26 protein-coding genes are annotated in these 23,970 nt (G+C 68.6%); 15 read left to right on the forward strand and 11 right to left on the reverse strand.

The genetic code is table 11. From position 1 onward, the window contains the following. The 7 genes from AX744_RS18180 to glmM all read left to right on the forward strand — a co-directional run. Window positions 1–1,245 (forward strand): APC family permease (locus AX744_RS18180; protein ID WP_061018502.1); only part of this gene is annotated, 1,245 nt, incomplete at its 5' end. 2 nt (window positions 1,246–1,247) lie between these two features. Then, complete coding sequence (rraA, locus tag AX744_RS18185; RefSeq protein WP_046747361.1) at window positions 1,248–1,715, forward strand: ribonuclease E activity regulator RraA; 468 nt, start codon at window positions 1,248–1,250, stop codon at window positions 1,713–1,715. Between the two features lie 44 nt (window positions 1,716–1,759). Next, window positions 1,760–2,602, forward strand: a complete 843-nt coding sequence (gene truA, locus AX744_RS18190; RefSeq protein WP_046747362.1) for a tRNA pseudouridine(38-40) synthase TruA — start codon at window positions 1,760–1,762, stop codon at window positions 2,600–2,602. Window positions 2,603–2,703: 101 nt separating this feature from the next. Next, a complete protein-coding gene (locus AX744_RS18195; protein ID WP_058632688.1) occupies window positions 2,704–3,372 on the forward strand; it encodes an endonuclease/exonuclease/phosphatase family protein in 669 nt (222 codons plus the stop codon). Between the two features lie 182 nt (window positions 3,373–3,554). Then, on the forward strand, window positions 3,555–4,001 hold the full coding sequence (gene rplM / locus AX744_RS18200; RefSeq protein ID WP_046747364.1) for a 50S ribosomal protein L13: 447 nt from the start codon (window positions 3,555–3,557) through the stop codon (window positions 3,999–4,001). A gap of 26 nt (window positions 4,002–4,027) precedes the next feature. Continuing rightward, on the forward strand, window positions 4,028–4,513 hold the full coding sequence (rpsI, locus tag AX744_RS18205) for a 30S ribosomal protein S9 (protein WP_045263679.1): 486 nt from the start codon (window positions 4,028–4,030) through the stop codon (window positions 4,511–4,513). Window positions 4,514–4,527: 14 nt separating this feature from the next. Further along, complete coding sequence (glmM, locus tag AX744_RS18210) at window positions 4,528–5,886, forward strand: phosphoglucosamine mutase (RefSeq protein WP_058632689.1); 1,359 nt, start codon at window positions 4,528–4,530, stop codon at window positions 5,884–5,886. A 31-nt stretch (window positions 5,887–5,917) separates the two neighbouring features. On the opposite strand, the gene AX744_RS18215 is transcribed toward glmM, so the two are convergent. Both AX744_RS18215 and AX744_RS18220 read right to left on the reverse strand, forming a co-directional pair. Beyond that, complete coding sequence (locus tag AX744_RS18215; protein ID WP_157543652.1) at window positions 5,918–6,787, reverse strand: helix-turn-helix domain-containing protein; 870 nt, start codon at window positions 6,785–6,787, stop codon at window positions 5,918–5,920. A 195-nt stretch (window positions 6,788–6,982) separates the two neighbouring features. Next, window positions 6,983–7,927, reverse strand: a complete 945-nt coding sequence (locus AX744_RS18220; RefSeq protein ID WP_061018506.1) for a Ppx/GppA phosphatase family protein — start codon at window positions 7,925–7,927, stop codon at window positions 6,983–6,985. A gap of 50 nt (window positions 7,928–7,977) precedes the next feature. Here AX744_RS18220 and coaA point away from each other — a divergent pair, with 50 nt between their 5' ends. The 8 genes from coaA to AX744_RS18260 all read left to right on the forward strand — a co-directional run bounded on the left by coaA (window position 7,978) and on the right by AX744_RS18260 (window position 16,636). Further along, window positions 7,978–8,931 carry a type I pantothenate kinase gene (coaA, locus tag AX744_RS18225; RefSeq protein WP_046747367.1) on the forward strand — a complete coding sequence of 318 codons (954 nt, stop codon included), beginning with the start codon at window positions 7,978–7,980 and terminating at the stop codon, window positions 8,929–8,931. A 62-nt stretch (window positions 8,932–8,993) separates the two neighbouring features. Beyond that, window positions 8,994–10,841, forward strand: coding sequence for a glutamine--fructose-6-phosphate transaminase (isomerizing) (gene glmS / locus AX744_RS18230; RefSeq protein WP_058632692.1), 1,848 nt, complete (start codon window positions 8,994–8,996; stop codon window positions 10,839–10,841). Window positions 10,842–10,936: 95 nt separating this feature from the next. Then, entirely contained in the window at window positions 10,937–11,296 is a 360-nt protein-coding gene (locus AX744_RS18235) for a holo-ACP synthase (RefSeq protein WP_017828216.1), read from the forward strand. Further along, the gene (gene alr / locus AX744_RS18240; protein ID WP_061018508.1) at window positions 11,293–12,399 is read left to right on the forward strand and encodes an alanine racemase; all 1,107 of its coding nucleotides are present in this window, start codon (window positions 11,293–11,295) and stop codon (window positions 12,397–12,399) included. The genes AX744_RS18235 and alr overlap by 4 nt, the downstream gene beginning before the upstream one ends. Then, on the forward strand, window positions 12,396–12,878 hold the full coding sequence (tsaE, locus tag AX744_RS18245; RefSeq protein WP_061018509.1) for a tRNA (adenosine(37)-N6)-threonylcarbamoyltransferase complex ATPase subunit type 1 TsaE: 483 nt from the start codon (window positions 12,396–12,398) through the stop codon (window positions 12,876–12,878). Before alr ends, tsaE begins: the two co-directional genes overlap by 4 nt. Then, complete coding sequence (locus AX744_RS18250; RefSeq protein ID WP_061018510.1) at window positions 12,875–13,678, forward strand: response regulator transcription factor; 804 nt, start codon at window positions 12,875–12,877, stop codon at window positions 13,676–13,678. Before tsaE ends, AX744_RS18250 begins: the two co-directional genes overlap by 4 nt. A 208-nt stretch (window positions 13,679–13,886) precedes the next feature. Then, on the forward strand, window positions 13,887–15,485 hold the full coding sequence (locus tag AX744_RS18255) for a sensor histidine kinase (RefSeq protein WP_061018511.1): 1,599 nt from the start codon (window positions 13,887–13,889) through the stop codon (window positions 15,483–15,485). Continuing rightward, window positions 15,482–16,636 carry a hypothetical protein gene (locus AX744_RS18260; RefSeq protein WP_058632697.1) on the forward strand — a complete coding sequence of 385 codons (1,155 nt, stop codon included), beginning with the start codon at window positions 15,482–15,484 and terminating at the stop codon, window positions 16,634–16,636. Before AX744_RS18255 ends, AX744_RS18260 begins: the two co-directional genes overlap by 4 nt. Here AX744_RS18260 and csrA read toward each other — a convergent pair whose 3' ends face one another. From csrA to AX744_RS18305, 9 genes are read right to left on the reverse strand one after another with little or no spacing between them, the layout of a single operon-like run. Further along, a complete protein-coding gene (gene csrA / locus AX744_RS18265) occupies window positions 16,637–16,888 on the reverse strand; it encodes a carbon storage regulator CsrA (protein ID WP_046747374.1) in 252 nt (83 codons plus the stop codon). A 4-nt stretch (window positions 16,889–16,892) separates the two neighbouring features. Then, window positions 16,893–18,953, reverse strand: coding sequence for a flagellar biosynthesis protein FlhA (locus AX744_RS18270; protein ID WP_061018513.1), 2,061 nt, complete (start codon window positions 18,951–18,953; stop codon window positions 16,893–16,895). Continuing rightward, window positions 18,950–20,041 (reverse strand): EscU/YscU/HrcU family type III secretion system export apparatus switch protein, encoded by a 1,092-nt coding sequence (locus AX744_RS18275; protein WP_058632699.1) that lies wholly within the window; start codon window positions 20,039–20,041, stop codon window positions 18,950–18,952. The genes AX744_RS18270 and AX744_RS18275 overlap by 4 nt, the downstream gene beginning before the upstream one ends. Then, window positions 20,038–20,799: a flagellar biosynthetic protein FliR gene (locus AX744_RS18280; RefSeq protein ID WP_061018532.1), complete on the reverse strand. Its 762-nt coding sequence runs from the start codon at window positions 20,797–20,799 to the stop codon at window positions 20,038–20,040. The genes AX744_RS18275 and AX744_RS18280 overlap by 4 nt, the downstream gene beginning before the upstream one ends. A gap of 4 nt (window positions 20,800–20,803) precedes the next feature. Beyond that, a complete protein-coding gene (fliQ, locus tag AX744_RS18285; protein WP_017828226.1) occupies window positions 20,804–21,076 on the reverse strand; it encodes a flagellar biosynthesis protein FliQ in 273 nt (90 codons plus the stop codon). Then, window positions 21,073–21,888: a flagellar type III secretion system pore protein FliP gene (gene fliP / locus AX744_RS18290; RefSeq protein ID WP_058632700.1), complete on the reverse strand. Its 816-nt coding sequence runs from the start codon at window positions 21,886–21,888 to the stop codon at window positions 21,073–21,075. Before fliP ends, fliQ begins: the two co-directional genes overlap by 4 nt. Continuing rightward, window positions 21,885–22,349, reverse strand: coding sequence for a FliO/MopB family protein (locus AX744_RS18295; protein ID WP_230977946.1), 465 nt, complete (start codon window positions 22,347–22,349; stop codon window positions 21,885–21,887). Before AX744_RS18295 ends, fliP begins: the two co-directional genes overlap by 4 nt. Before the next feature lie 32 nt (window positions 22,350–22,381). Further along, window positions 22,382–23,041 carry a flagellar motor switch protein FliN gene (gene fliN / locus AX744_RS18300; RefSeq protein WP_061018515.1) on the reverse strand — a complete coding sequence of 220 codons (660 nt, stop codon included), beginning with the start codon at window positions 23,039–23,041 and terminating at the stop codon, window positions 22,382–22,384. After that, the gene (locus tag AX744_RS18305) at window positions 23,038–23,970 is read right to left on the reverse strand and encodes a flagellar motor switch protein FliM (protein WP_061018517.1); all 933 of its coding nucleotides are present in this window, start codon (window positions 23,968–23,970) and stop codon (window positions 23,038–23,040) included. Before AX744_RS18305 ends, fliN begins: the two co-directional genes overlap by 4 nt.

Raw genomic sequence — 23,970 nt, forward strand, 5'->3', positions numbered from 1 at the left:
GGCTGGATGGGCGGGTGGGGAGTCGCCGTCGCGGGAATGGTCGTGCTGGCCAACCTCGCGCAGATCGCCTCGGTCTACTTCTGGTCGCTGATCGGACAGGACCTGGAGAACAACGACTGGCGCGTCGTCGTCGTCGCCGTGCTCTTCATCGCGGCGATGACCTGGGTCAGCTGGCGCGGCGTCGAGATCGGCGAGCGCATCCAGAACATCCTCCTCGCGATCCAATACCTGGCACTGGCGATCTTCATCGTCGCGGCGCTGTGGCAGTTCTTCGACGGCACGGCTCCGAACGCGACGCCTTTCGACTGGGAGTGGATGAACCCGTTCGCGTTCACCGACTGGTCGGGCTTCACGGAGGCGATCCTTCTGGCGCTGTTCATCTACTGGGGGTGGGACACCTGCCTCGCGCTCAACGAGGAGACCAAGGACCCGAAGCGCATCCCCGGACGCGCCGCGCTGCTGACCACGGTGATCCTGCTGTTCACCTACGTCGCGGTGACCATCGCCGCGATGATGTACGCCGGACTCGGCGAGGACGGCACGGGCCTGGGCAACGAGGCGAACGCCGACGACTTCTTCCTCGCGATCAAGGACGGGTTGCTCGGTCCGTTCGGCTGGGTGCTGGTGGTGTCCGTGATCATCTCGGCCATCTCGTCGACCCAGACCACGATCCTGCCTACCGCCCGGGGAACGCTCGCCATGGGTGTCTACCGCGCCCTGCCCGCCAAGTTCAAGGAGGTGCACCCGACGTACAAGACGCCGTCGTTCTCGACCATCGTCATGGGTGTGGTCGCCTCGGTCTACTACGTCGGGATGACGCTGATCAGCGACAACATCCTGCAGGACTCGATCCTGTCCCTCGGTCTCGCGATCGCTTTCTACTACGCCATCACCGGCTTCGCGTGCGTGTGGTACTTCCGCAAGGACCTCACCTCGTCCGCGCGCGAGTTCTTCTTCAAGGGGCTGTTCCCGCTGCTGGGCGGGCTCATGCTCGCGTGGGCGTTCATCCAGTCGGCCATCGACATGTGGGATGTCGACTACGGCTACACGGTCCTGTTCGGTATCGGCGGCACGTTCGTGATCGGCGTCGGCTCGTTGGCATTCGGTCTGGTGCTGATGTTCGTCTGGTACCTCTTCCCGCGCTCGAAGCGCTTCTTCCGTGGCGAGAGCCTGAACCGCGACACCGAGGTGATGGTCCCGGACGAGCCTGCCGTGACCATCCGGTCGATCGACGGAGGCATCTGAGGATGGCGGTCGCGACGGCGGACCTCTACGACGAGCTCGGGGAGGAGATCCAGTCGCTCTCGCTGCAGCTGCGCTCCTTCGGCCGGCGGTCGGCGTTCGACGGGCCGATCCGCACCGTGCGCTGCTTCGAGGACAACGCGCTGGTGAAGGCGGTGCTGGCGACTCCCGGTGCGGGCGCGGTCCTGGTCGTCGACGGCGCTGGATCGCTGGAGACGGCACTGATGGGCGACCTGATCGCGGCGTCCGCCGTGGCGAACGACTGGGCCGGGGTCGTGATCAACGGCGCCATCCGCGACAGTGTCGCCATCGATGCCCTCGAGCTGGGGGTCAAGGCCCTGGGGACGAATCCGCGCAAGAGCGCGAAGCTCGGAGCCGGTGAGACCGATGTCGCGCTCGTGATCGAGGGTGTGGTGTTCCGGCCGGGGGCGCATCTCTACAGCGATCGGGACGGAATCCTGGTCGAACGGTGAACGCCGCCTGAAGTCCGGCGGTCTCGGTGTCCTAGGCTTGCTGCGTGCGCATCCGGCTCGACATCGCCTACGACGGCACCCATTTCCGAGGGTGGGCGAAGCAGCCGACTCTGCGCACGGTGCAGGGCACGCTGGAAGCCGCCCTCGCGCGCATCGTGGGCTCGGACGTGCAGTTCGTGGTGGCAGGTCGCACGGATGCCGGCGTGCACGCGAGCGGCCAGGTCGCGCACGTCGACCTCGACGAGAAGCAGTGGTCGCGCATCGAAGCTCGGCAGGGGCGGGCGCCGTCGGAGCCCGCCGAAACCATCGCGGGCCGCATGCGGGGTGTGCTCGGTGCGTACTCGGATGTGACCGTAACGCGGTCGTCGATCGCCCCCGAGGGGTTCGACGCGCGGTTCTCCGCGGTCTGGCGTCGCTATCGCTATCGTCTCGCCGACGGACAGGCCGGGTACGACCCGCTGCGGCGCCACGACACGACCCTCGTCCGCGGCCGCCTCGACGAGCGCGCGATGGATGCCGCGGCGCGGACGCTGATCGGACTGCACGACTTCGCGGCGTACTGCAAGCCTCGGGAAGAGGCGACGACGATCCGCACACTGCTCGACTACCGCTGGGAGCGTGATGCCGACGGCGTGCTCGTCGCGGAGGTCAAGGCCGACGCGTTCTGCCACAGCATGGTGCGCGCACTCGTCGGGGCCTGCGTCGCCGTGGGGGAGGGGCGCCTCGATGTCGACGACCTCGTGGTGCTGCGCGATGCGCTCACCCGCACCAGCGAGTTCAAGGTGCTGGCCGCGCGGGGATTGATCCTCACCGAGGTCGGGTACCCCGCCGACGAGCTGCTGTCGTCGCGAGCGATCCAGACGCGCGCGCGTCGAGACCGCGACTGACGCGCGCCTCGAGCAGGGGGCATGCGGCGCAATACCGCAGACGAGTCACGGTGTGCAACCCGGAGCCGATGCACAGCGGGCCGGAGTAGCGTGGAACGGTCATGAAGGTCATCTCGTACAACCTCCAGAAGCATCGAGCCGCGGGTGAGCTCGTGACTCTGGTGCGCGAGCACGATCCCGACATCCTCTGTCTGCAGGAGTGCGACGTCCCCGCGCTGCCGACGCAGATCGGCGACCTCGTGCTCGCCGACGCCACCCAGGGCAACCGTCTCGGACTCGCACTCTTCTATCGCGCGAGCACGTTCCACCTGCAGGCGATCCGCATGCTCGGACTCAAGAAATCCCTGCACGACCGGATCGCGAAACCCGCACACGAACGCGTTCTCGGTGCGCGATTGCGCGACATCGACGACGGCCAGGACTTCATCGTCGCCTCCTTCCACGCCGCTCCGCTGACCGCGTTGAACTCCCTGCGCCGTCACCAGATCCGCGCCGCGCTCTCCGAGCTCGCCGCGCTCGGAGAGGGCCTGCCCCAGCTGATGGTCGGTGACTACAACTATCCGATCTTCAAGGAGAACCTCGGTCAGGCCGTGCGCGACCACGGTTACGCGCTCTCCCTCAGCGACGACCACACGTACACGCGCTACCGGGTGTTCCGGGGCCATTACGACTTCGCCACGTCGACGGGCTTCGAGATCGAGCGCATCACGACCCTGCCGCAGGGGGCGAGCGATCACCGTCCGATCCTCGTCACGGTCAAGCCCGACTGAGCCGCGGTTTGGGCATACGGCACCGGTGGCGTATGATTTCCCTTTGGTGCCTTTCCCGTCCGCGGAGAAAGCGCATCGTCCGAACGTGAGCCCTCCACTGGCGTGTTCCTCCCTGTCGGGAAGAACCACCCCGGAGTGGGATTCACGAACTTCTCCGTTCGACACAAGAAAGCAGCACTATCGTGACGCGCACTTACACTCCCAAGGCTGGCGAAGTCCAGCGCGATTGGGTCGTCATCGACGCCACCGACGTCGTTCTCGGCCGTCTGGCTTCGCACGCCGCTACGCTCCTGCGTGGCAAGCACAAGCCGACCTTCGCCAACCACATCGACTCGGGTGACTTCGTCATCATCGTGAACGCCGACAAGGTCGCGCTCACCGGTCAGAAGCTCCAGAAGAAGATGGCCTACCGCCACTCGGGTTACCCGGGCGGCCTGAAGTCGGTCACCTACGCCGAGCTCCTCGAGAAGAACCCGGTCCGCGCTGTCGAGAAGGCCATCCGTGGCATGCTCCCCAAGAACAGCATCGGCCGCCAGCAGCTGTCCAAGCTCAAGGTGTACGTCGGTGCCGAGCACCCGCACGCCGCGCAGCAGCCGACGCCGTACACCCTCGACCAGGTCGCCCAGTAAGCGCCGTAAGACTTAAGGACATACTCGTGGCTGACATCCAGGACACCACCGAAACCCCCCAGAACTTCTCGACGTCGACTCCCGAGACCGACGCGGTCGAGGCGGCTCCCCGCCCCGTCCTCAGCGTCCCGGGGGCCGCTGTCGGCCGTCGCAAGCAGGCCATCGCCCGCGTGCGCATCGTCCCCGGCTCGGGCACGATCACGGTCAACGGCCGCACGATCGAGGACTACTTCCCGAACAAGCTGCACCAGCAGCTGATCAACGACCCGTTCACCGTGCTGAACCTCGCCGGTGCATACGACGTCATCGCGCGCATCTCCGGCGGAGGCCCCTCGGGCCAGGCCGGTGCGCTTCGCCTCGGCATCGCCCGCTCGCTGAACGGCATCGACGAGGAGAACAACCGTCCGACCCTGAAGAAGGCCGGCTTCCTCTCGCGCGACGCTCGCGTCAAGGAGCGCAAGAAGGCTGGACTCAAGAAGGCCCGTAAGGCGCCTCAGTACTCGAAGCGTTAAGGTCAACTGCTCCGATGCCGATCTTTGGCACGGACGGTGTGCGAGGACTCGCCAATGGCATCCTCACCGCCGACCTGGCGCTCACCCTGGCCCAGGCGACTGCTGTCGTCCTGGGCCAGGGCCGTACTGCGGAGGCTCGCAAGGCCGAAGGCAAGCGGCTGACCGCAGTCGTGGCCCGCGACCCCAGGGTCTCCGGGCACTTCATCGCGGCGTCCGTCGCTGCCGGTCTCGCCTCCTCGGGAGTGGACGTGCTCGAGGCGGGGGTCATTCCGACACCCGCGCTCGCCTTCCTCGTCGCCGACCGTGACGCCGACTTCGGTGTGATGATCTCCGCATCGCACAACGCCGCTCCCGACAACGGGATCAAGATCTTCGCCCGCGGGGGCCGCAAGCTCCCCGACGAGGTCGAGCGGCGCATCGAAGAGGCCATGTCCGGCGAGAAGTTGCGCCCGACCGGCGCCGGGGTGGGACGCATCGACCGGTTCTCCGACGCGGAGGACCGCTACGTCATGCATCTTCTCGGCTCGCTCCCGAACCGCCTCGACGGTATCCACGTGGTGCTCGACTGCGCCCACGGCGCCGCCTCAGGAGTCTCTCCTGAGACGTTCCGGGATGCGGGCGCCGAGGTCACCGTCATCGGCGCCGACCCTGACGGCTGGAACATCAACGACGGCGTCGGCTCGACCCATCTCGACAATCTCGCCGAGGCCGTCGTGCGCCTCGGCGCCGACATCGGGATCGCCCACGACGGCGACGCCGATCGCTGCCTTGCCGTCGACGCCGAGGGTAACCACATCGACGGCGACCAGATCATGGCCATCCTCGCGGTGTCCATGAAGGAGCGCGGGCACCTCACCGACGACACCCTCGTCGCGACGGTGATGAGCAACCTCGGTCTGCACGTCGCCATGCGCGAGCACGGCATCACGGTACGGCAGACGGCCGTCGGCGACCGCTACGTGCTCGAAGACATGAACGAGGGCGGCTACGCGCTCGGCGGTGAGCAGTCCGGTCACGTGATCATGAGCGAGTTCGCCACCACGGGCGACGGGATCCTCACCGGCCTGCACCTGGTCGCCGAGATGGCGCGGCAGCAGAAGTCGATCGCAGAGCTCGCCTCAGTGATGACGGTCTACCCGCAGGTGCTCATCAACGTGCGCGACGTCGATAAGGACCGTGTGTCCGAGGACGAGGTCGTGCAGCAGGCTGTGCGCGACATCGAGTCGGAGCTCGGCGATTCCGGAAGGGTGCTGCTGCGCAAGTCCGGAACCGAGCCGCTGGTGCGTGTGATGGTGGAAGCCTCCGACGCGGAATCCGTCCACGCCTACGCCGGTCGCCTCGCCGAGGTCGTGCAGGATCGTCTGTCGCTCTGACCTCGCGACCGAACACGGCCGACCGCTGATCTCAGCGGTCGGCCGTTTTGCGTTCCCCACCGTGCCGAGCGGCGTCGCGATGGGTGCGCAATGCGCGGGGCGTGGCACCGTAGTCCTCCTCGATGGCGCGGCGAAGGCTGATCGGAGAGGCGAAACCTGAGCGCTGCGAGATCTGCTCGACGCTCAGATCGTCGTATCGGCTGTCGGTGAGCAGCGACCGCGCCAGGAGCGTGCGTCGGTGTCTGATCTCGCCCGCGACCGTGTTCTCGACCTCGGCGAAGACCAGTTGGAGCTGGCGGAGGGAGGTCTGCACCTCGCGGGCTACCCGCGCGGGGTTCAGCCCCGGATCGCCGCACTGCTGGGCGATCAGGGCGACCGCTCGGTCGCGCAGGGCGGCGTGAGCTGAGCGCGGTCCGGATACGGCGTCCACGCGGTCGAGCAGCACCGCTCCGCTCATCTCCACGATCAGATGCTCCATCGCATATCGTTCGATCGCGGTCGTCTCGTCATCGACGGCCAGCACCTGCTCGATGAACGCCTGCATCGCCCGATCGAGCGGACGTCGCTCCTCGAGGATCCATGTCGAGGAGAGGAGTGCGGCGACGTATGTCCCGAGCGCGGTGCGGGGAACATAGGCGGCGGTGATGTACCACGTGCCGACACACCGCACGCGCTCCGCGACCCCGGGCGGGGCCAGCACGAGCCCGCTCTCGACGGGCATCCACGGACCGTTCTGCTCCTTCGCCGCGAGCCCTGCGGCGTCGACGAAGGCGAAGACCGCGTGGTCGGGGTGAGTCGTGGTGGTGTCGATGGCGAGCTCCGTGGTGCTGCCCTGCAGGGACAACAGGGTCACCGGACCCGACGTCCGCCGCGTCACCAGGAGGGGGACACGTTCATCCACCGCGTGCACGCCATGCGCGCTCAGCTCCGCGGAGTCGATCGCGCTCTCATCTCCAGGACCCACTCAGCACCCCCCGACGCCGAGCGATCACCTCCCGTCCTCCTCCGTGCGGGCGGGCCGGTGCTCGCTTGATCAGAGGATACCGGCGCGGACCGGGCGGGCAACAGAGGATGTTCATCCGATGTCACGCACCGCTCAACGGGAGGAGTCGCTCCAGTTCAGCTGTTCGATGTAGCGCAGCAGCACGCCTTCGCGCAGCGCCCATGGTGAGACCTCGAGCTCGTCCACGTCGAGGGCGGTCATCGCCGCATGCAGAGACACGGCCGCGGCCACGATCTGGAACGTCCGATCCGGGGTGATGCCGGGCAGCTCCTGTCTGGCGGACGCGGGCAGACGTGCAAGCCGGGGGATCCACGATCCGAGAGCGGTGCGGGGGAGCAGCATCCGTTCGCTCCCCGACCATCCCTGGGCCGGATATCCGACCAATCGGGCCAAGGAACGGATGGCCTTGGACGAGCCCACCACGTGATCGGGGCGGGGGAGGGCGACGAACCTCGGCAGCACCTCTGCGAGCGTCGCCGTCGCGTGCGCGCGCAGTCGTTCCACGTCCGTCTCACCGGGCGGGTCGTTCGGCAGGAACTGTACGGTCATGCGCCCCGCGCCCAGGGGGACCGAGACCGCAGCGTCCGGCAGCTCCTCGGCTCCCGCTGCGATCTCCAGTGAGCCGCCGCCGATGTCGAGCAGCAGGAGCTGACCTGCCGACCAGCCGAACCAGCGACGGACCGCGAGGAAGGTCAGCTCCGCCTCGGTCTCGCCGTCGAGCACCTGGAGACTCTGTCCCAGCGCTGCTTCGATGCGGGCGATGACGTCGGCGCCGTTGCGGGCATCGCGCACGGCGCTCGTCGCCGTGGCGAGCAGGGCATCCACGCGCTCGCTCTCCGCGACCCTTCGGGCCTGCGCGACCGCGGCCTCGAGCGCGACGACGCCCTCCTCCGCGATGGACCCGTCGGGGGTGAGGTAGCGCATGAGGCGCAGCACCGTCCGGTCGCTCGTCGTCGCGAGCGGACGTCCACCGGGGCTGACGTCGGCCGCGAGCATGTGGACGGTGTTGGATCCGATATCGAGGACTCCCAGGCGCACGGGATGAGAATACTCTCCCGCGGACATCGCGCCGTGAGCGCGCCGATACGATGGACCCCGTGACCACCGCCGACCCCACGCTGCCGCTGTCTCCGTATCGGGAGATCGGGCGTGCGGAGTGGGCGCGCCTCGCCGCCGGACTCGACCAGCCACTCACGGAGACCGAGGTCGTCGAGCTGCGCGGCATCGGAGATCGCCTCTCGCTCACCGAGGTGCGCGAGGTGTATCTGCCGCTGAGCCGATTGCTCAGCCTGTACGCGACGTCGACGAAGCGACTGGGTGCCGCCACCTCTTCGTTCCTCCAGGAGGACGACACCACCACCCCGTTCGTCGTGGGAGTCGCCGGGTCTGTCGCCGTGGGCAAGTCGACCATCGCGCGCCTGCTGCGCGAACTCATGAGCCGTTGGCCGGGGACCCCGAGGGTGGAACTGGTGACGACCGACGGGTTCCTCTACCCGAACGCGGAGCTCGAGCGCCGCGGCATCATGGACCGCAAGGGCTTCCCCGAGTCCTATGACCGCCGCGCCCTGATCGAGTTCCTGACCGAGGTCAAGAGCGGTGCCGCCGAGGTGCGTGCTCCCTTCTACTCGCACATGCGCTACGACATCGTCCCGGATGCGAACGTGGTGGTGCGCCGCCCCGACGTCGTCATCGTCGAGGGCCTGAACGTGCTGCAGCCGCCGCCCGCGCCGAACGACGTGGCCGTGAGCGACCTCTTCGACTTCTCGATCTTCGTCGACGCCGACACCTCGCATATCGAGAAATGGTACGTCGATCGCTTCCTCGCCCTTCGTCAGGCCGCGTTCAGCAACCCCTCGTCGTACTTCAACGTGTTCGCGCACCTCACCGACGAGGAGGCGATCACCACTGCACTGGGATATTGGAACGAGATCAACATGCCGAACCTCGTCGAGAACGTGATGCCCACCCGGCACCGTGCGCGGCTCGTGCTGCGTAAGGGCGCGGATCACGACGTGGAGAGCGTGCTCCTGCGCAAGCTCTGAGGCGGCCGCCGGCACCCGATTGTACGGACGACTCGCAAAAAACGCGCCTTACTCTTGATCCCATGTGTGGAATCGTCGGATACGTGGGCCCGCGCCCCAGCCAGGACATCCTTCTCGCAGGCCTCGCACGCCTGGAGTATCGCGGATACGACTCTGCGGGTGTCGCGGTCATCGATGGCGACGGCACGCTCGGGATGCGCAAGAAGGCGGGCAAGCTCGCCATCCTGCGCGACTCGCTCGCCGATGCCCCGCTCCCCGACGGCTCGACCGGCATCGGGCACACCCGTTGGGCGACGCATGGGGGTCCGACCGATGGCAACGCGCACCCGCACCTGGCCGATGACGACAAGCTCGCGGTCATCCACAACGGCATCATCGAGAACTTCTCGGCCTTGCGTGACGAGCTCCTCGCCGACGGCGTGGTGTTCCGCAGCGAGACCGACACCGAGGTCGCCGCAGCCCTGCTCGGACGGGAGTACGCAGGCAACGGCGGCGACCTGCAGCTGGCCTTCCGCAGCATCGTGAACCGCCTGGAAGGGGCCTTCACTCTGCTGGCGATGCACCAGGACCACCCGGGCCTCGTCGTCGGCGCTCGTCGCAACTCCCCCCTCGTGATCGGGCTCGGCGAGGGCGAGAACTACCTCGGATCCGACGTCGCCGCCTTCATCGAGCACACCCGCAAGGCGCTCGCGATCGGTCAGGACCAGATCGTCTCGATCACCCCGGACTCCGTGACGGTCACCGACTTCGCCGGCACGCCCGTCGAGCCGGAGCCCTTCGACGTGTCATGGGACGCGGCAGCCGCCGAGAAGGGCGGATGGTCGAGTTTCATGGCCAAGGAGGTCGCTGAGCAGCCCGAGGCGGTGGCGAACACCATCCGCGGCCGCATCCAGGACGGTCAGGTCGTGATCCCGGAGCTCGACGGGTTCGACGAGCTCTTCGTCGGCATCAACCGGGTCATCATCACCGCCTGCGGTACGGCCTCCTACGCGGCGCTGGTGGGCAAGTACGCGATCGAGCAGTGGGCACGCGTGGCCGTCGACGTCGAACTCGCACACGAGTTCCGCTACCGCGACCCGGTGATCGGCGCCGACACCCTGGTCGTGTCGATCAGCCAGTCGGGGGAGACGATGGACACCCTGATGGCCGTGAAGTACGCCCGCGAACGCGGTGCACGCACGCTGTCGATCTGCAACACGCAGGGCGCCACCATCCCGCGCGAGTCGGATGCGGTGGTCTACACGCACGCCGGGCCCGAGGTCGCCGTGGCCTCGACCAAGGCGTTCTCGGCACAGATCACCGCCCTCCTGCTGCTGGGGCTGCACATGGGCCGGGTCCGCGGTGCCGTGGCCGACGCCTCGCTCGACGCGGCAGAGCTCGCAGCGCTCCCCGAGAAGATCGCCAAGGTCCTCGACAGCGAGCAGGAGCACGTGACGCAGCTCGCCGGGTGGATGGCGGACACGCGCTCGGTGCTCTTCCTCGGCCGGCACGTGGGGTACCCCATCGCGCTCGAGGGTGCGCTCAAGCTCAAGGAGATCTCCTACATCCACGCGGAGGGCTTCGCCGCCGGCGAGCTCAAGCACGGTCCGATCGCATTGATCGAGCCGGGGCAGCCGGTGTTCGTGCTCGTGCCGTCCCCGCGTCACTCGGCGCTCGTGCATTCCAAGGTCGTCTCGAACATCCAGGAGATCCGCGCGCGCGGTGCCAGGGTGATCGTGATCGCCGAGGAGGGCGACGCGGCCGTGCTGCCGTTCGCCGACGAGGTCATCCGCATCCCGCTCGCCGGCCCGATGTTCGAGCCGCTGCTCGCCGTCGTGCCGCTGCAGATCTTCGCGATGGCCCTGGCCACGGCGAAGGGACTCGACGTCGACCAGCCGCGCAACCTCGCGAAGTCGGTGACGGTCGAGTAGACCCGGCCCCCGATTCGCGCGAATGGCTTCGTTTCCAGCGGAAACGGAGCCATTTGGGCGATTTCAACGAGATTCAGGCTCGGTAGGCTGAACGGGTGATCATCGGAACCGGCATCGACCTCGTGGACATCCCGAGGTTCGAGCGGACGATGGAGCGGACGCCGCGACTTCGCGAACGCCTCTTCGCCCCGTCGGAGCGCACGCTACGTCTGCCTTCCCTCGCCGCGCGCTATGCCGCCAAAGAGGCGTTGATCAAGGCTCTCGGCGGATCCGACGGTGTGCACTGGACCGAGATCGAGATCGCCTCGGAACCCTCCGGTCGCCCGCACTTCGTGCTCTCCGGGTCGACGGCCGCCGTCGTCGAGGAACGGGGCATCCTCACACTGCATCTGACTCTCACCCATGACGCCGGCCTCGCCGCGGCGTTCGTCGTCGCCGAAGGAGCACCGCTGTGACCGTCCCGTTCCGAGAAGCGACCATCGATCTCGATGCCATCGCCGACAACGTGCGGCACTTCCGGCGCCTCACCGGCGTCGAGGTGATCGCCATCGTGAAAGCCAACGCCTACGGTCACGGTGCGGCTTCGGCAGCGGTGGCCGCGCTCTCGGCCGGTGCCACGCGGATCGGCGTCGCCGAGATCCCCGAGGCGCTCGAGCTGCGCAGACAGGGCGTGCACGCGCCGATCATGGCATGGTTGCATGCGCCGGGGGAGAGGTTCGAGCACGCCGCGGCACAGGACATCGAAGTCGGGATCTCCTCGTTCGATCAGCTCGAGGCAGCCGGCGCGGCAGCCGCTGTCGACCGACCGGTCGGAGTGCATCTGAAGCTCGAGACCGGGCTGTCGCGCAACGGTATCGCCCCGGCGGACTGGGGACGTGTGCTGGCGGAGGCGGCGCGGCTCGAGCGCATCGGGCGCCTGCGCATCGTGGGACTGTTCAGCCATCTCTCCAACACCTCCGTGGACGACGACAGGGCGGCGCTCGCGAAATTCGAAGAGGGGGTCGCCACCGCTGCGTCGTTCGGCGTCCATCCCGAGATCCGACACATCGCCGCCACGGCAGCAGCCATAGACCTGCCCGAGATGCGCCTCGACGCCGTCCGCATCGGCGTGGGACTCTACGGCCTCTCGCCCTTCGACGACCGCAGTTCAGCGGAACTCGGGCTGCGGCCGGCCATGACCCTCCGGGGCGCGATCGCCGCCGTCCGTCGCGTGCCGGCGGGAACCGGGGTCTCCTACGGCTATGACCATCGCACCGACCGCGACACGACCCTGGTGCTCGTTCCTCTCGGCTACGCCGACGGGGTGCCCCGCAACGCCTCGGGGAAGCTTCCGGTCTCGATCGGCGGGCGCCGGTTCCTCAACGTCGGACGGATCGCGATGGATCAGTTCATCGTCGACGTCGGGGACACCCCCGTCTCGATCGGGGATGAGGTGGTCCTGTTCGGCGACCCCACCCTCGGCGTGCCCTCGGCTGCGGACTGGGCCGAAGCCGCCGACACCATCAACTACGAGATCGTCACCCGGATCGGCCCCCGGGTGCCTCGGAGGACGTCGTGAGCGTGGATCCCGCCTTCCTCGGCCGCCGGGAGATCGCCACCGCCGAGGAGATGGAGCAGCTGGGTCTGCGCATCGGCGAGCAGCTCGAGGCGGGCGACCTGCTCGTGCTGACCGGTCCTCTCGGCGCGGGGAAGACCACCTTCACCCGCGGTCTCGCCGAGGGGCTGGGGGTGCGCGGACCGGTGCAGAGCCCGACCTTCGTGATCGCCCGCACTCATCCCTCCCTGGTCGGCCGAGCATCACTGGTGCACGTCGACGCCTACCGGCTCGGCTCGGCTGCTGAGCTCGACGACCTCGACCTCGACCTCGAGCGGTCCGTCGTGGTGATCGAGTGGGGGCGTGGCATGGCCGAGGAGCTGGCGGACTCGTGGTGGGACATCGAGGTGGAACGGCCCGTCGGAGCGGCGGATGTCGACCCGTCCGAGCTGGATGCCGACGCGCCGCGCTTCGTCACGATCACGCGCGAGAGCGCCTCGTGAGCTCGGGGGACGTCCGCGCCCTGGTCGCCGTGATCATCGAGGACGATCCCGGTGTGCGCTCCCTGCTCGACGAGGTCTTCCTCGCGGCGGGCTTCGAGACGATCCTCACGGGGTCGGGTGTGGACGGTCTCGGGGCCGTCGAGCGGCACCAGCCGGTGATCACGACCCTCGACATCAACCTGCCCGGCATCGACGGCTTCGAGGTGGCGCGGCGCATCCGTCGGGTCAGCGACACCTTCATCATCATGCTCTCGGCGCTCTCCGACGAGTCCGACGTGGTTCTGGGGCTCACCTCCGGTGCCGACGAGTATCTGGTGAAGCCGTTCCGCCCGCGCGAGCTGCGTGCCCGCATCGAGGCGCTCCTGCGTCGTCCTCGACTGCCGGACGTCCGCAGTGCGTCGAGCCTGCGTGCCCCGGTCGAACCCGAACCCGTGGCCGACGGCGCGACCGTGCTCACCTGGCGTGGGCGGGTGCACCGGGACCTCAGCCTCGACCTCGACACGCGGATGGTCCTGATCGGGCAACGGCGGATCGACCTCACCCCGACCGAGTTCGATCTGCTCGCCGCACTGCTCGAGGCGAAGCAGCGCGTATGCAGCAAGGCCGAGCTCGCCCGGGGGTTGCGCGGCCTTCCCCCGGGCTCGAGCGACTACGTGAGCGAGCCGGACAAGCGCGCGATCGAGACGCACATCGCCAACCTGCGGCGAAAGCTCGGTGACAGCACGAGCGCCCCTCGCTACGTCGAGACCGTGCGCGGGGTCGGCTACCGCCTGACCCCCGCAACGATCGAAACGAACTGACCGGGGCGGAGCCGCGGCTCCCCAGCCGCGGCCCCGGATGCCTGCGAATCCCCACTCGCCTGGCCCCGGCGTCTGCGTTGTTCCCCAGTCGCAGTTTCGGCCCCACTCAGAATGCTAGGGGTGAGAGGCCGCCCGAAGAGCGGGCTGCACCGATCTTTGAGTAATCTTGCGGGAAAGCTGAGGATCGACCGGAGGGCGGGCGAAGAGCATGATCCGCACCGTCTCGATCTGGCGATGGCAACTGGTGTTCATGGGCAGCATCGTCGCCATCGTGGTGATGATCACCGCCTTCAAGCCCCAGACCTTCGCCAACCCTCTGATCGTCACGGGGATCGCCCTCGTCGTCGTGACCACTCTGGTGACTCTGGCCGTGCCCTGGCATCGACTCCCGCACAGCGCGGTGGCTGCCATCCCGCTCCTGGACGCCCTCGCCGTCGGCTTCACGACGAACGCGCCCGACATCCGCCTGGGCTTCCTCTGGGTCTTCCCCGTGGTCTGGCTGGCGACCTACTTCTCCCTGCCGTGGGTGCTCGGAGGCATCGCCTTCATCAGCGGCACTCTCGTGGTCTTCGCGGATCAGAACGGCACTCCGGCGGACATCCTGCTGCGGCTGTTGACGCTCGTGATCACCCTCGGGTTCCTCGGCGTCACGGTGCGCATCGGCGCTCAGCGCTCTCGTGCGGCACGCCGACTCCTCCAACGGCGGTCGGAGCAGGTCAATCGCGCGGCCGAGCGCGCCGAAGCCAACCAGCGCAGGGTCTCGCAGATCGTCGACGCGCTGGGCGCCGCGCTCGTCGTCGTCACATCGTCCGGTCGCATCCTGCAGATGAACGACGCGTACAGGTCTCTGTACGGGCGCGACCGCTTCGGCGCCGCTCTGCCCTCCGCCTCGGTCGAGTACGACGCGCGTCGCGGCCATGCCGTGCCGCAGACGCGCACGACGCTGGCAAGGGCGGCGCGCGGAGAGACGTTGCAGTCCGAGCGGGTCTGGCTGTTCGACGGCGGTGGACAGTGGAGGGCGCTGGAGGTGAGCACACAGCCGATGGCCACGGCCGGCGAGGGGGAGGACATCACTCTGGTCGTGATCGATGATGTGACCGCGATGCTCGAGGCCGAGGAGGAGCGCAGGGCGTTCACGGCGGTCGTCTCGCACGAGCTGCGCAACCCGCTCACCGCGATCATCGGCCACGTGGAGCTGCTGCGCGAACGCGAGGACCTCCCGGGGAGGGTGCCCGCTCAGCTGGAGATCATCGCGCACGCGGGCGATCGTATGCAGGAGCTCGTCGGGAGCATCCTGGAGCAGACGAGCCATACGGCCCCGGAGCCGTTCGCCCCTGTGGACCTGCGCGAACTCGTCGAGGCGTCCGCCGCTTCGTACTCACCGCTCATCGCCGGCAGCAGACAGACCCTCACCGTGGAGGGGGAGGGCGGACTCGTCGTCTCCGGCGACGCTTTCCGCCTGCGCCAGGTGCTGGACAACCTGCTCAGCAACGCCGTCAAGTACACCCCCGCCGGAGGGATCATCACCGTGGACCTCTCGACAGGGCCCGATGGGTACGCGGAACTCGCTGTCTCCGACAACGGTACGGGGATGTCTCCCGAAGACCTCTCGCGGGTGTTCGAGCCCTATTTCCGTGCGGACAGCGCGATGCGCGCCGGCATCGGCGGAACGGGGCTCGGGATGGGGATCGCCAGGGAGATCGTCGCCGCCCACGAGGGCACCATCGATGTGGTCAGCGAGGCCGGCACCGGAACCAGGGTGACACTGCGGTTCCCGCATCACCGAGCGAAGGAGAAGCACACATGAGTCCGCTCGTTCCGGTGAGCGTCGACATCACCACCAGCATGGTGGCCGTCGTCACCGTGCTGACAGCGCTGGTGGTGGGGCTCGGCACACTCGCCCGCCCGAGCCGCGCGACGGTGACCTGGGCCGGCGCGTTCGGGCTCGGGATGCTCGGGGCCTACCTGTGGCTGGCCGGGCAGCAGACCGATGAGCAGATGCTGCGCGCCGCGGCCTCTGCGCTGATGCTGTGCTTCGAGCCGCTGGTGTGGATCGGACTGCGGCTGCACTTCGGTCGCCGCGCATCCTGGTGGGCGGTGATCCCCTTCCTGGTGGCCGCCCCCGTGCTTCTCGTGGCGACGACGGAGACGCCCTGGTATCTGCCCACTTTCCACGTCGTCTTCCTCGTCAGCGGGGTGTTCGCCGGCATGGTCGCGTACGAGCTCCTGCGCGGACGGCCCGTGGCCAGGGACATCGTGCTGCCGCTGGCTCTCGCCTCGTGCGGATTCGTGGTCGTGGCGGTCGTGAGCGCCGCCTCCGCCCTCGTCGTGGGCGGTGCGGGAACCCAGGAGCAACTGAGCGCGCTGCGCGGCATGAACGCCGTCGGGACCCTCGTGGTGAGCACCTGCGCGGCCTTCACCCTCGTGCTGCTGGTGCGCGTGGGGGAGAAGGCCGCTGCCGGTCGCAGCACCGACGGGGCGGATCGCGCCCGCAGACGTCTGCGCAAAGCCGAAGCGCAGAACGACCAGCCGTGGTCCGTCCTCGACATCCGCCTCGACGATCCGGTCGACCTCCGCGAAGCATCGACCGGAGCGGAGTTCGCCCGCATCGTCGATCGCTTCCACGACGACATCGAAGACGCGCTGCCGGCATCGGCGGACGCCGATCGGATCGAGGACGGGCGGGCCGTCGTGATCATCCGTGGCAGCGACGAAGCGGTGCGGTATCACCTGCGCGCCATGCTCACCCGCATCGCCATGCTCGAGAGGGGAGCCTCCGCGAGTGGTATCCGCTCCTCCGCCAGCATCGGCTGGGCGCCCGTGTCCGTCGTCGGCTACGACTACGACCTGCTGCGGGCAGCGGCGGACCGGGCCGCGGTCAGAGCCAGGGCGGCGGGCGGCGACCAGTGGAAGCGCGCCAACGCGGACGACCTGATCGGCGTGCGACCGGCGGGCTGACTACCGCGTGCGGGTCTCTCGTCCTCGCGCGAGGGCAGCGACGATCGCGCCTTCGGCGTCGTCACCCGTCTCGGCGGCGGCCGACACGTTCTCGGCGACCACGGCCTCGATGATCTCGGTCCTCTGGATGCGCGTCTCGCGCGGCGCCTTCACGCCGATGCGCACGCTGTCGCCCTTGATCTCGAGCAGCGTGACCTCGATGTCGCCGTCGATGCGCACGCTCTCACCGATCCGCCTCGTCAACACCAGCATTCGTTCAGCCTAGTGCTGCGGGGACGACGCCGACCGCCGGTGCGGGGATGTCGTGCACGACGCCCACCGTCTCGATCGTGAGAGCCGCGGCAGTCGCCTCGTTGTACGACAGCACGGGGAGGCCGTCGGTCTGCGCGGAGATGAGGCGCCGCACGGCCGGTCGCAGCGAGGGTGCGCACACGAGTACCGGCTCGCCGCCTTCCCGCACCGAGGAGACGGCGTGCTTCACGGACTCGATCACGGTCTCCATGCGCTGCGGATCGAACACGATCTGACTGCCCTCGTCACTCGAGCGCAGGCTCTCGAGCATGGCCTGCTCCAGCAGCGGGTTGATCATGACGACGCGCAGGGTTCCGGCATCGGCGAAACGGGCGGCGATCGCCGGGCCGAGGGCGGCGCGGGCGGCCTCGATCAGGCCCTCCGGCTCGGTGGACACCCTGGCCCGCAACGCGAGAGCCTCGTAGATGCGGCTGAGGTCGTTGATGGGGACCCGCTCCGCCAGGAGGCCCTGCAGCACGCGCTGCACCTCTGCCAGTGAGAGCAGAGCAGGGGTGAGCTCCTCGACCGCAGCGGGCGAGACCTGCTTGAGGGCGTCGGTGAGCTGGCGCACGTCTTCGCGGCTGAGCAGTCGAGCGGCGTGGGCGTGGATGGCGCTGGAGAGATGCGTGATGATCACACTCGCGCGGTCGATCACGGTGGCCCCGGCGAACTCCGCGCTGTGGCGCATCTCCATGGGGATCCACTTGCCCTCGAGACCGAAGACCGGGTCGAGCGTCGCCGTGCCGGGAAGACTGTCCAGCCCCTGTCCGAGCGCGAGCACCGACCCGACGGGTGCCGTACCGCGACCGGTCTCGACCCCGGCGATCCGGATGACGTAGGTCGCCTGCGGCAGCTCGATGCTGTCGCGGGTGCGCACCGGTGGCGCGACCAGCCCCAGATCGAGGGCGATACGGCGTCGGAGGGCTTTCACGCGTGCGAGGAGGTCGTCCGGGCCCCCGGTGACCAGATCCACGATGTCGGGGGCGAGCAGGATCTCGAGCGGATGCACACGCATCTTCTCGATGAGCTCCTCCGGCTGGTCGGTCGGAACCGTCGACGGGCTCTGCACCGCAGCCGCCTCTTCGCGTTTCTGGGTGGCCTTGATCCGCTGCGCGATCAGCAGCAGCGTCGCGCCGATCGCGACGAACGGCAGCATCGGCATGTGCGGGATGAGCGACATGATGATCGCGGCGCATCCGGCGATGATCAGCGCATTGCGGGACTGGCCGAGCTGGGCGGACGCCGCCGTCCCCATCTCCGCCTCCGCCGTGGAGCGGGTCACGATCATGCCGGTGGAGACGGCCATCAGCAGGGCGGGGATCTGCGTGACCAGACCGTCGCCGATCGTCAGCAGGCTGTAGGTGCTCACGGATTCGTCGATCGTCATGCCGTGCTGCACGATCCCGATGGCGATGCCGCCGACGATGTTGATGATGATGATGACGAGACCGGCGATCGCGTCGCCCTTCACGAACTTGGACGCACCGTCCATGGCTCCGTAGAAGTCGGCCTCGGCCGCCACCTCGGCGCGGCGCTCGCGGGCCTCCGCATCGGTGATGAGTCCGGCGTTCAGGTCGGCGTCGATGGCCATCTGCTTGCCGGGCATCGCGTCGAGCGTGAATCGTGCGCCGACCTCGGCCACGCGCTCCGCACCCTTGGTCACGACGACGAACTGGATGACGACGAGGATGAGGAACACGACGGCGCCGATGATGAGCGAGCCGCCGACCGCGATGGCGCCGAAGGCCTCGATCACCTGCCCCGCATACGCCTCGCCGAGCACCAGACGGGTGGAGGCCACGTTGAGCCCCAGGCGGAACAGCGTCGCCACGAGCAGCAGCGAGGGGAAGACCGAGAAGTCGAGCGGCTTCTTCACGAACATCGACGTCAGCAGGATCACGAGCGCGAACATGATGTTCAGGATGATGAGGATGTCGAGCAGGAACGGCGGCACCGGCACGACGAGGAGCATGATGATGCCCACGACGCCGATCGGCACTCCGAGCTTGGGAAGCAGCTGTCTCATGCGGTCCTCCGGTAGGGAAGGGAGTGGATGCCGCGGGCGGCCCCGCGTCGTCGCAGCGAGTCGACGAACACGAGCACACGGGCCACGGCGTTGTACAGGTCTTCGGGGATCTCGTGCCCGAGCTCGCAGGCGGCGTGCAGAGCCCTGGCGAGGGTGATCTCGCGCACCAGTGGGACACCGGCGCGCACGGCCTCGTCGCGGATGCGCTCCGCGATCACGCCGCTGCCCTTCGCGACCACCTTGGGCGCGGCCCTGCCGGGTTCGTACCGCAGTGCCACGGCGATGTGGGTGGGATTGACCACCACCACATCGGAGCCGGCGACGGCCGCGATCATGCGGTTGCGGCTGACAGCGAGCTGCCGTGAACGGCGCTGCTGGCGGATGAGCGGATCGCCTTCGGAGTTCTTGCTCTCGTCGCGGATCTCGCGCTTGGTCATGCGCGTGTGCTTGCGGTTGCGTCGCATCACCACGAACATGTCGATCGCGGCGAGGGCCAGCCCCACGCCGATCGCGGTCTGCAGCAGGGCGGTCGTGCCTTCGCTCGCGGTGCCGAGCAGTCGGGTTACGGAGTGCGCCCCGCTCGCGGTCAGCACGGGCATCAGGCTCGCGATCACGAACCAGAGGGCGATGCCGATGGCGGCGGTCTTCATGAGGGCCTTAGCGCCCTCCCAGAGAGCCTGCATGCCGAACACGCGGCGCACGCCGTTGACGAGGTTGAACTGCTCGAAGCGGCCCGTCAGAGGGCGCAGGTGCACACCGCCCTGGATGACCGCGCCGATCAGGGTGACGATCGCGACGGCCGTCAGCATCACGGTGAGCGTCGGGAGCACGGAGGCCAGGCCGCGGCCGAGCGCTGCGAGCGCGGCCTCCGGCGTCGGCGCCGCGACCAGGGAGTCGAGCGTGAGCAGCTGCTCCGTCCCCGCCGATGCACCGAGCGCGATCGCGGCGGGCATCGTGACGGCCGCCGCGCCGATACCGAGCCAGGCCGTGAGGTCCTGACTGCGTGACAGGCGTCCCTTCTTCCTCGCTTCGCTGAGGTGCTTGTCCGTCGCCTTCTCGCTGCGTTCGCCGGTATCGGTCCCGCTCATCGGTGCACCCCCTGCATCATCCGCAGGGCGTTGGCGGCGAGGGCGTCGACGATGCCGGGGAGCACGGCGTACACGGCTCCGGCGAGCAGCAGCGTGAGCAGGATCTTCACCGGGAAGCCCATCGCGAACGCGTTCAGGGCAGGGGCGACACGGGTGATGAGCCCGAGCCCGACATCGGCGAGGAACAGCACGAGCACGAGCGGTCCAGCGATCTGCACGGCCGCCAGCACGAGCTGCGTCACCCCGTCGACGAGCAGTTCGGCAGGACCTGCCACTTGGAAGACACCGTTGACGGGCACGGCCTCGAAGCTCCGCGCGAGCCCGGCCAAAATCAGCTGGTACCCGCCCGAGGCGAACAGCAGCGTGAGCGCGGTGATGTGGAACAGCCGGGTGAACTGCGCGCCGTTGACCATCGAGTGGGGATCGAACGCCTGCGCGAGCTGGAACCCGCCGAAGACGTCGATCAGGCTTCCCGCAGCCTGGAGCGCGGAGAAGCACAGCAGCACCAGGAACCCCAGCAGGGCACCCGTGACGAGCTGCAGGACGAGCGCGCCGAGGAAGGGACCGGTGTCGAGGTTCTCGTACCCGGGGGCGACGGCGGTGCCGACGGCGAGGGAGAGTCCGATCGCGAGCATCGCCTTCACGCGCACCGGGACCGCCCCGTAGGAGAACGGCGGAGCGATCATGATGAAGGCCGTGATGCGCACCGCGGTGAGCATCGTGGCCTCCAGCCACGCGAAATCGATGGGGATGTACACGCCGTCATCCACTCAACAGCGAGGGGATACGGGCGAACATCTCGTTGGTGAAGGCGATCATCTCGGCGATCATCCAGTTGCCGGCGATCAACAGTGCGATGCCGACGGCGACGATCTTCGGGACGAACGACAGCGTCACCTCCTGCACCTGGGTGATGGACTGCAACAGCGAGATCGCGAAGCCGACGACGAGCGCGGTGACCAGGACGGGGGCGGCGAGCTTCGCCGCGATGATCAGTCCCTGCGTGCCGATGTCGATGACCGCCTCGGGGCTCATCCGACCCCTCCGTAACTCTCCAGGAGGGCTCTGATGATGAGCCCCCAGCCGTCGACGAGGATGAACAGCAGGATCTTGAACGGCAGCGAGATCATGACGGGCGGGAGCATCATCATGCCCATCGACATCAGCGCCGCTGCCACGACGAGGTCGATCACCAGGAACGGGATGAAGATCACGAAGCCGATGATGAACGCCGCGCGCAGCTCGGAGATCATGAACGCGGGGATGAGCGTGTACATCGGGACGCTCGAGGGGTCCTCGGGGTTGGGCTGGCCGGCCATCCGTGTCATGAGCGCGAGGTCCTCTTCGCGGGTGAAGCGGAGCATCCACTCCTGCAGGGGCAGCTGGCCCACGTCGATGGCCTGTGTGAACGAGAGCGAGCCGTCGATGTAGGGCTGCACCGCGACCGTGTTGATCTCGGTGAGCACCGGCCACATGATGAACAGCGACAGGAAGAGGGACAGCCCCGCCAGCACCTGGTTCGGGGGGATGGTCGGCAACGAGAGGGCGTTCCTGGTCATCGCCAGCACGACAAAGATCTTCGTGAACGACGACATCATCAGCAGCAACGCGGGGGCGACCGAGAGCAGCGTGATGCCTAGCAGGGTCAGGATCGACCCCGACGGACCGCCGTCGACGCCGTTGATGTCGATCGTGACGCCCTCGCCCTGATCGTCCGGGGTCACCTGTGCGTGGGCGGCCGTGCCCGTGATGAGGGTGAGGACCACGACGAGTGCGAGTGCCGCGGCGAGGATCAGCGCGATTCGTCGCAGCGCGCGCCCGTCGACGACCCCACGGGTGACGCTCATCGGGTGCGCCGGATGGCCTCGGCGGTCTGCCGCCACGTCTCGGGGGAGAGGATGGAGCCGCGCAGCGGATCGTTGCGGTGCCGCACACGGCGCTGCGGCGCCGATGACTCCGGAGGGATGTCCGTCGATTCCGTCAGGGCCGCCGCGGCCAGGATCCGGTCGAACTCCGCGGCGTCGGACGCCGCTTCCGTGGTCGCCGGCGACCATGCCGGGCGGGGTGTCTCCTCCGAGGTGTCGGTCCGCTTGACCGGCAGCCGATCGACGACGTTCACGCCGTGCTCCGTGACGCCGAGCACGTATCGGGCGTCCTCGGTCTGGATCACGACGATCTGCGCCTTCGGGCCGACTCCCTGGCGTCCGAGCACCGTGATCGCCTCACTGTCGCGACGACGGGCCTGCGTGCGCGCGACACGGCGCTGCAGGAACCACAGCACTCCGAGTACTGCGGCGAGCGAGAGCACGACCCGCAGGCCGAGCAGGAGGTCGTCCAGGGTCAGGCCTCGACGTTCTCGAGGATGCGGGTGATGCGCACCGCGTAGTCCTGATCGACCACGACGACCTCGCCATGGGCGATGACGCGTCCGTTGAGCTTGATGTCTGCGGGGGCGCCGGCGGAGCGGTCGAGCTCGACGATGCGTCCGGGTTCCAGGTCCAGCACGTCGCGCACCGCCATCCTGGTGCGGCCGATCTCGACGGTGAGCTCCATCTCGACGCCGGCGATGCGGTGCAGCCGGCGGGACGGGTTCGCGGCTCCTGCCGGCGCGCGGGTGACGACGACGGCCAGGCGTCCGACCGTGTGGTCGGCGTCGTCCTGCAGATCGAACAGCTGCACAGCCGGGTCCGCGAAGAGGGCGGAGGCATCGCCCACGGCGGCCTCGCCGAGAGCGCCGGAGCCCAGTGCGCTGGTCGCGGTTTCGAGGGCATCGCGCAACCGATCGGTGAGCGGTGTGCCGCCGAGCCCGTCGACCAGGATCTCCGGCTCGAAGAGCTGCACGGCGAGCTGGGCGCTGGCCTCGCCGACGAACTGCACGATCACGGCGTCGCCGGTGTCGCCCGAGACCTGGGAGGCGCGTGCGACGAGCGGGGAGGGCGTCGGGAGCGATGCGGCGAAGGCGGCGGCGACGGCGGACTCGTAGGTGGTGGTGCTGCTCACGCGGACTCCTCGGCGGATGCGGGATCGGGGACGGTGGTGGTGACGACACAGGCCAGCCGCGCGCCCGCGCTGCCAACGGCAGCGGTCGCGATGGTCTGATCGCCGACGGTGAGGACCATCGGACGGTCGGCGGAGTGCGGGAAGGCAATGACGTCGCCCACAGCGAGATCGAGCACCTCGCGCGGCAGCACCGTTCGGGGTGCGAGCCGCAAAGCCACGTCGACCGGTGCCACCTCGACCTGGCGGCGGATCCGGTCGGGTGCGGCAGTGCGCTCGAGGTCGGAGGGACGCACGGTGAATCCGGCGAGCACCGAGGCGGGCAGCATCACGCTCGTCGGCACCGTGCGACCAGCCAGACGCATCGAGAACCGCGCGACGATGACGGGCTCACCGGCAGCCGCGACCTGCGCGAACTGCGAGCTGTACTGGATGCCGCTGAACGAGACGCCGACGGGGAGCAGACCATCGAGCGCCCCGGTGAGGTGGTCGATCGCGTCGACGATCAACGAGCGGATCAGGGCCTGCTCGATCGGGGTGAAGGTGCGGTCCTCCGAGGCGGTCGATGCACGGCCGCCGACCATCTGCACGATCCACGCCGTCGCGGCGGAGGTGGGCAGCTGCACGATGAGGCGCTCTTCGGATTCGGGGAGCGCGCACACGATCATGGTGGTCGTGGTGGGGAGGGACTGGGCGTACTCGCCGTAGGTCATCATCCCGACGTGCTCGACCGCGATCGTGGCCCGCACGTGGATCTTCGCCGACAGCTGCGCCGACCACTGCCGCGAGAACGTCTCGAAGGCGAGTTCCAGGGCGCGGGTGTGCTCGCGGGAGAGGGTCGCGGAACGGCCGAAGTCGTACACCTCGACTTCGGGGGCCTTCGCCGTCGTCCCCGCGCGCACTTCGGAGCGCACGCTGTTATCGATCACCAC

It is taken from the genome of Microbacterium sp. CCH5-D1 (assembly GCF_001557335.1).
Lineage (GTDB): Bacteria > Actinomycetota > Actinomycetes > Actinomycetales > Microbacteriaceae > Microbacterium > Microbacterium oxydans.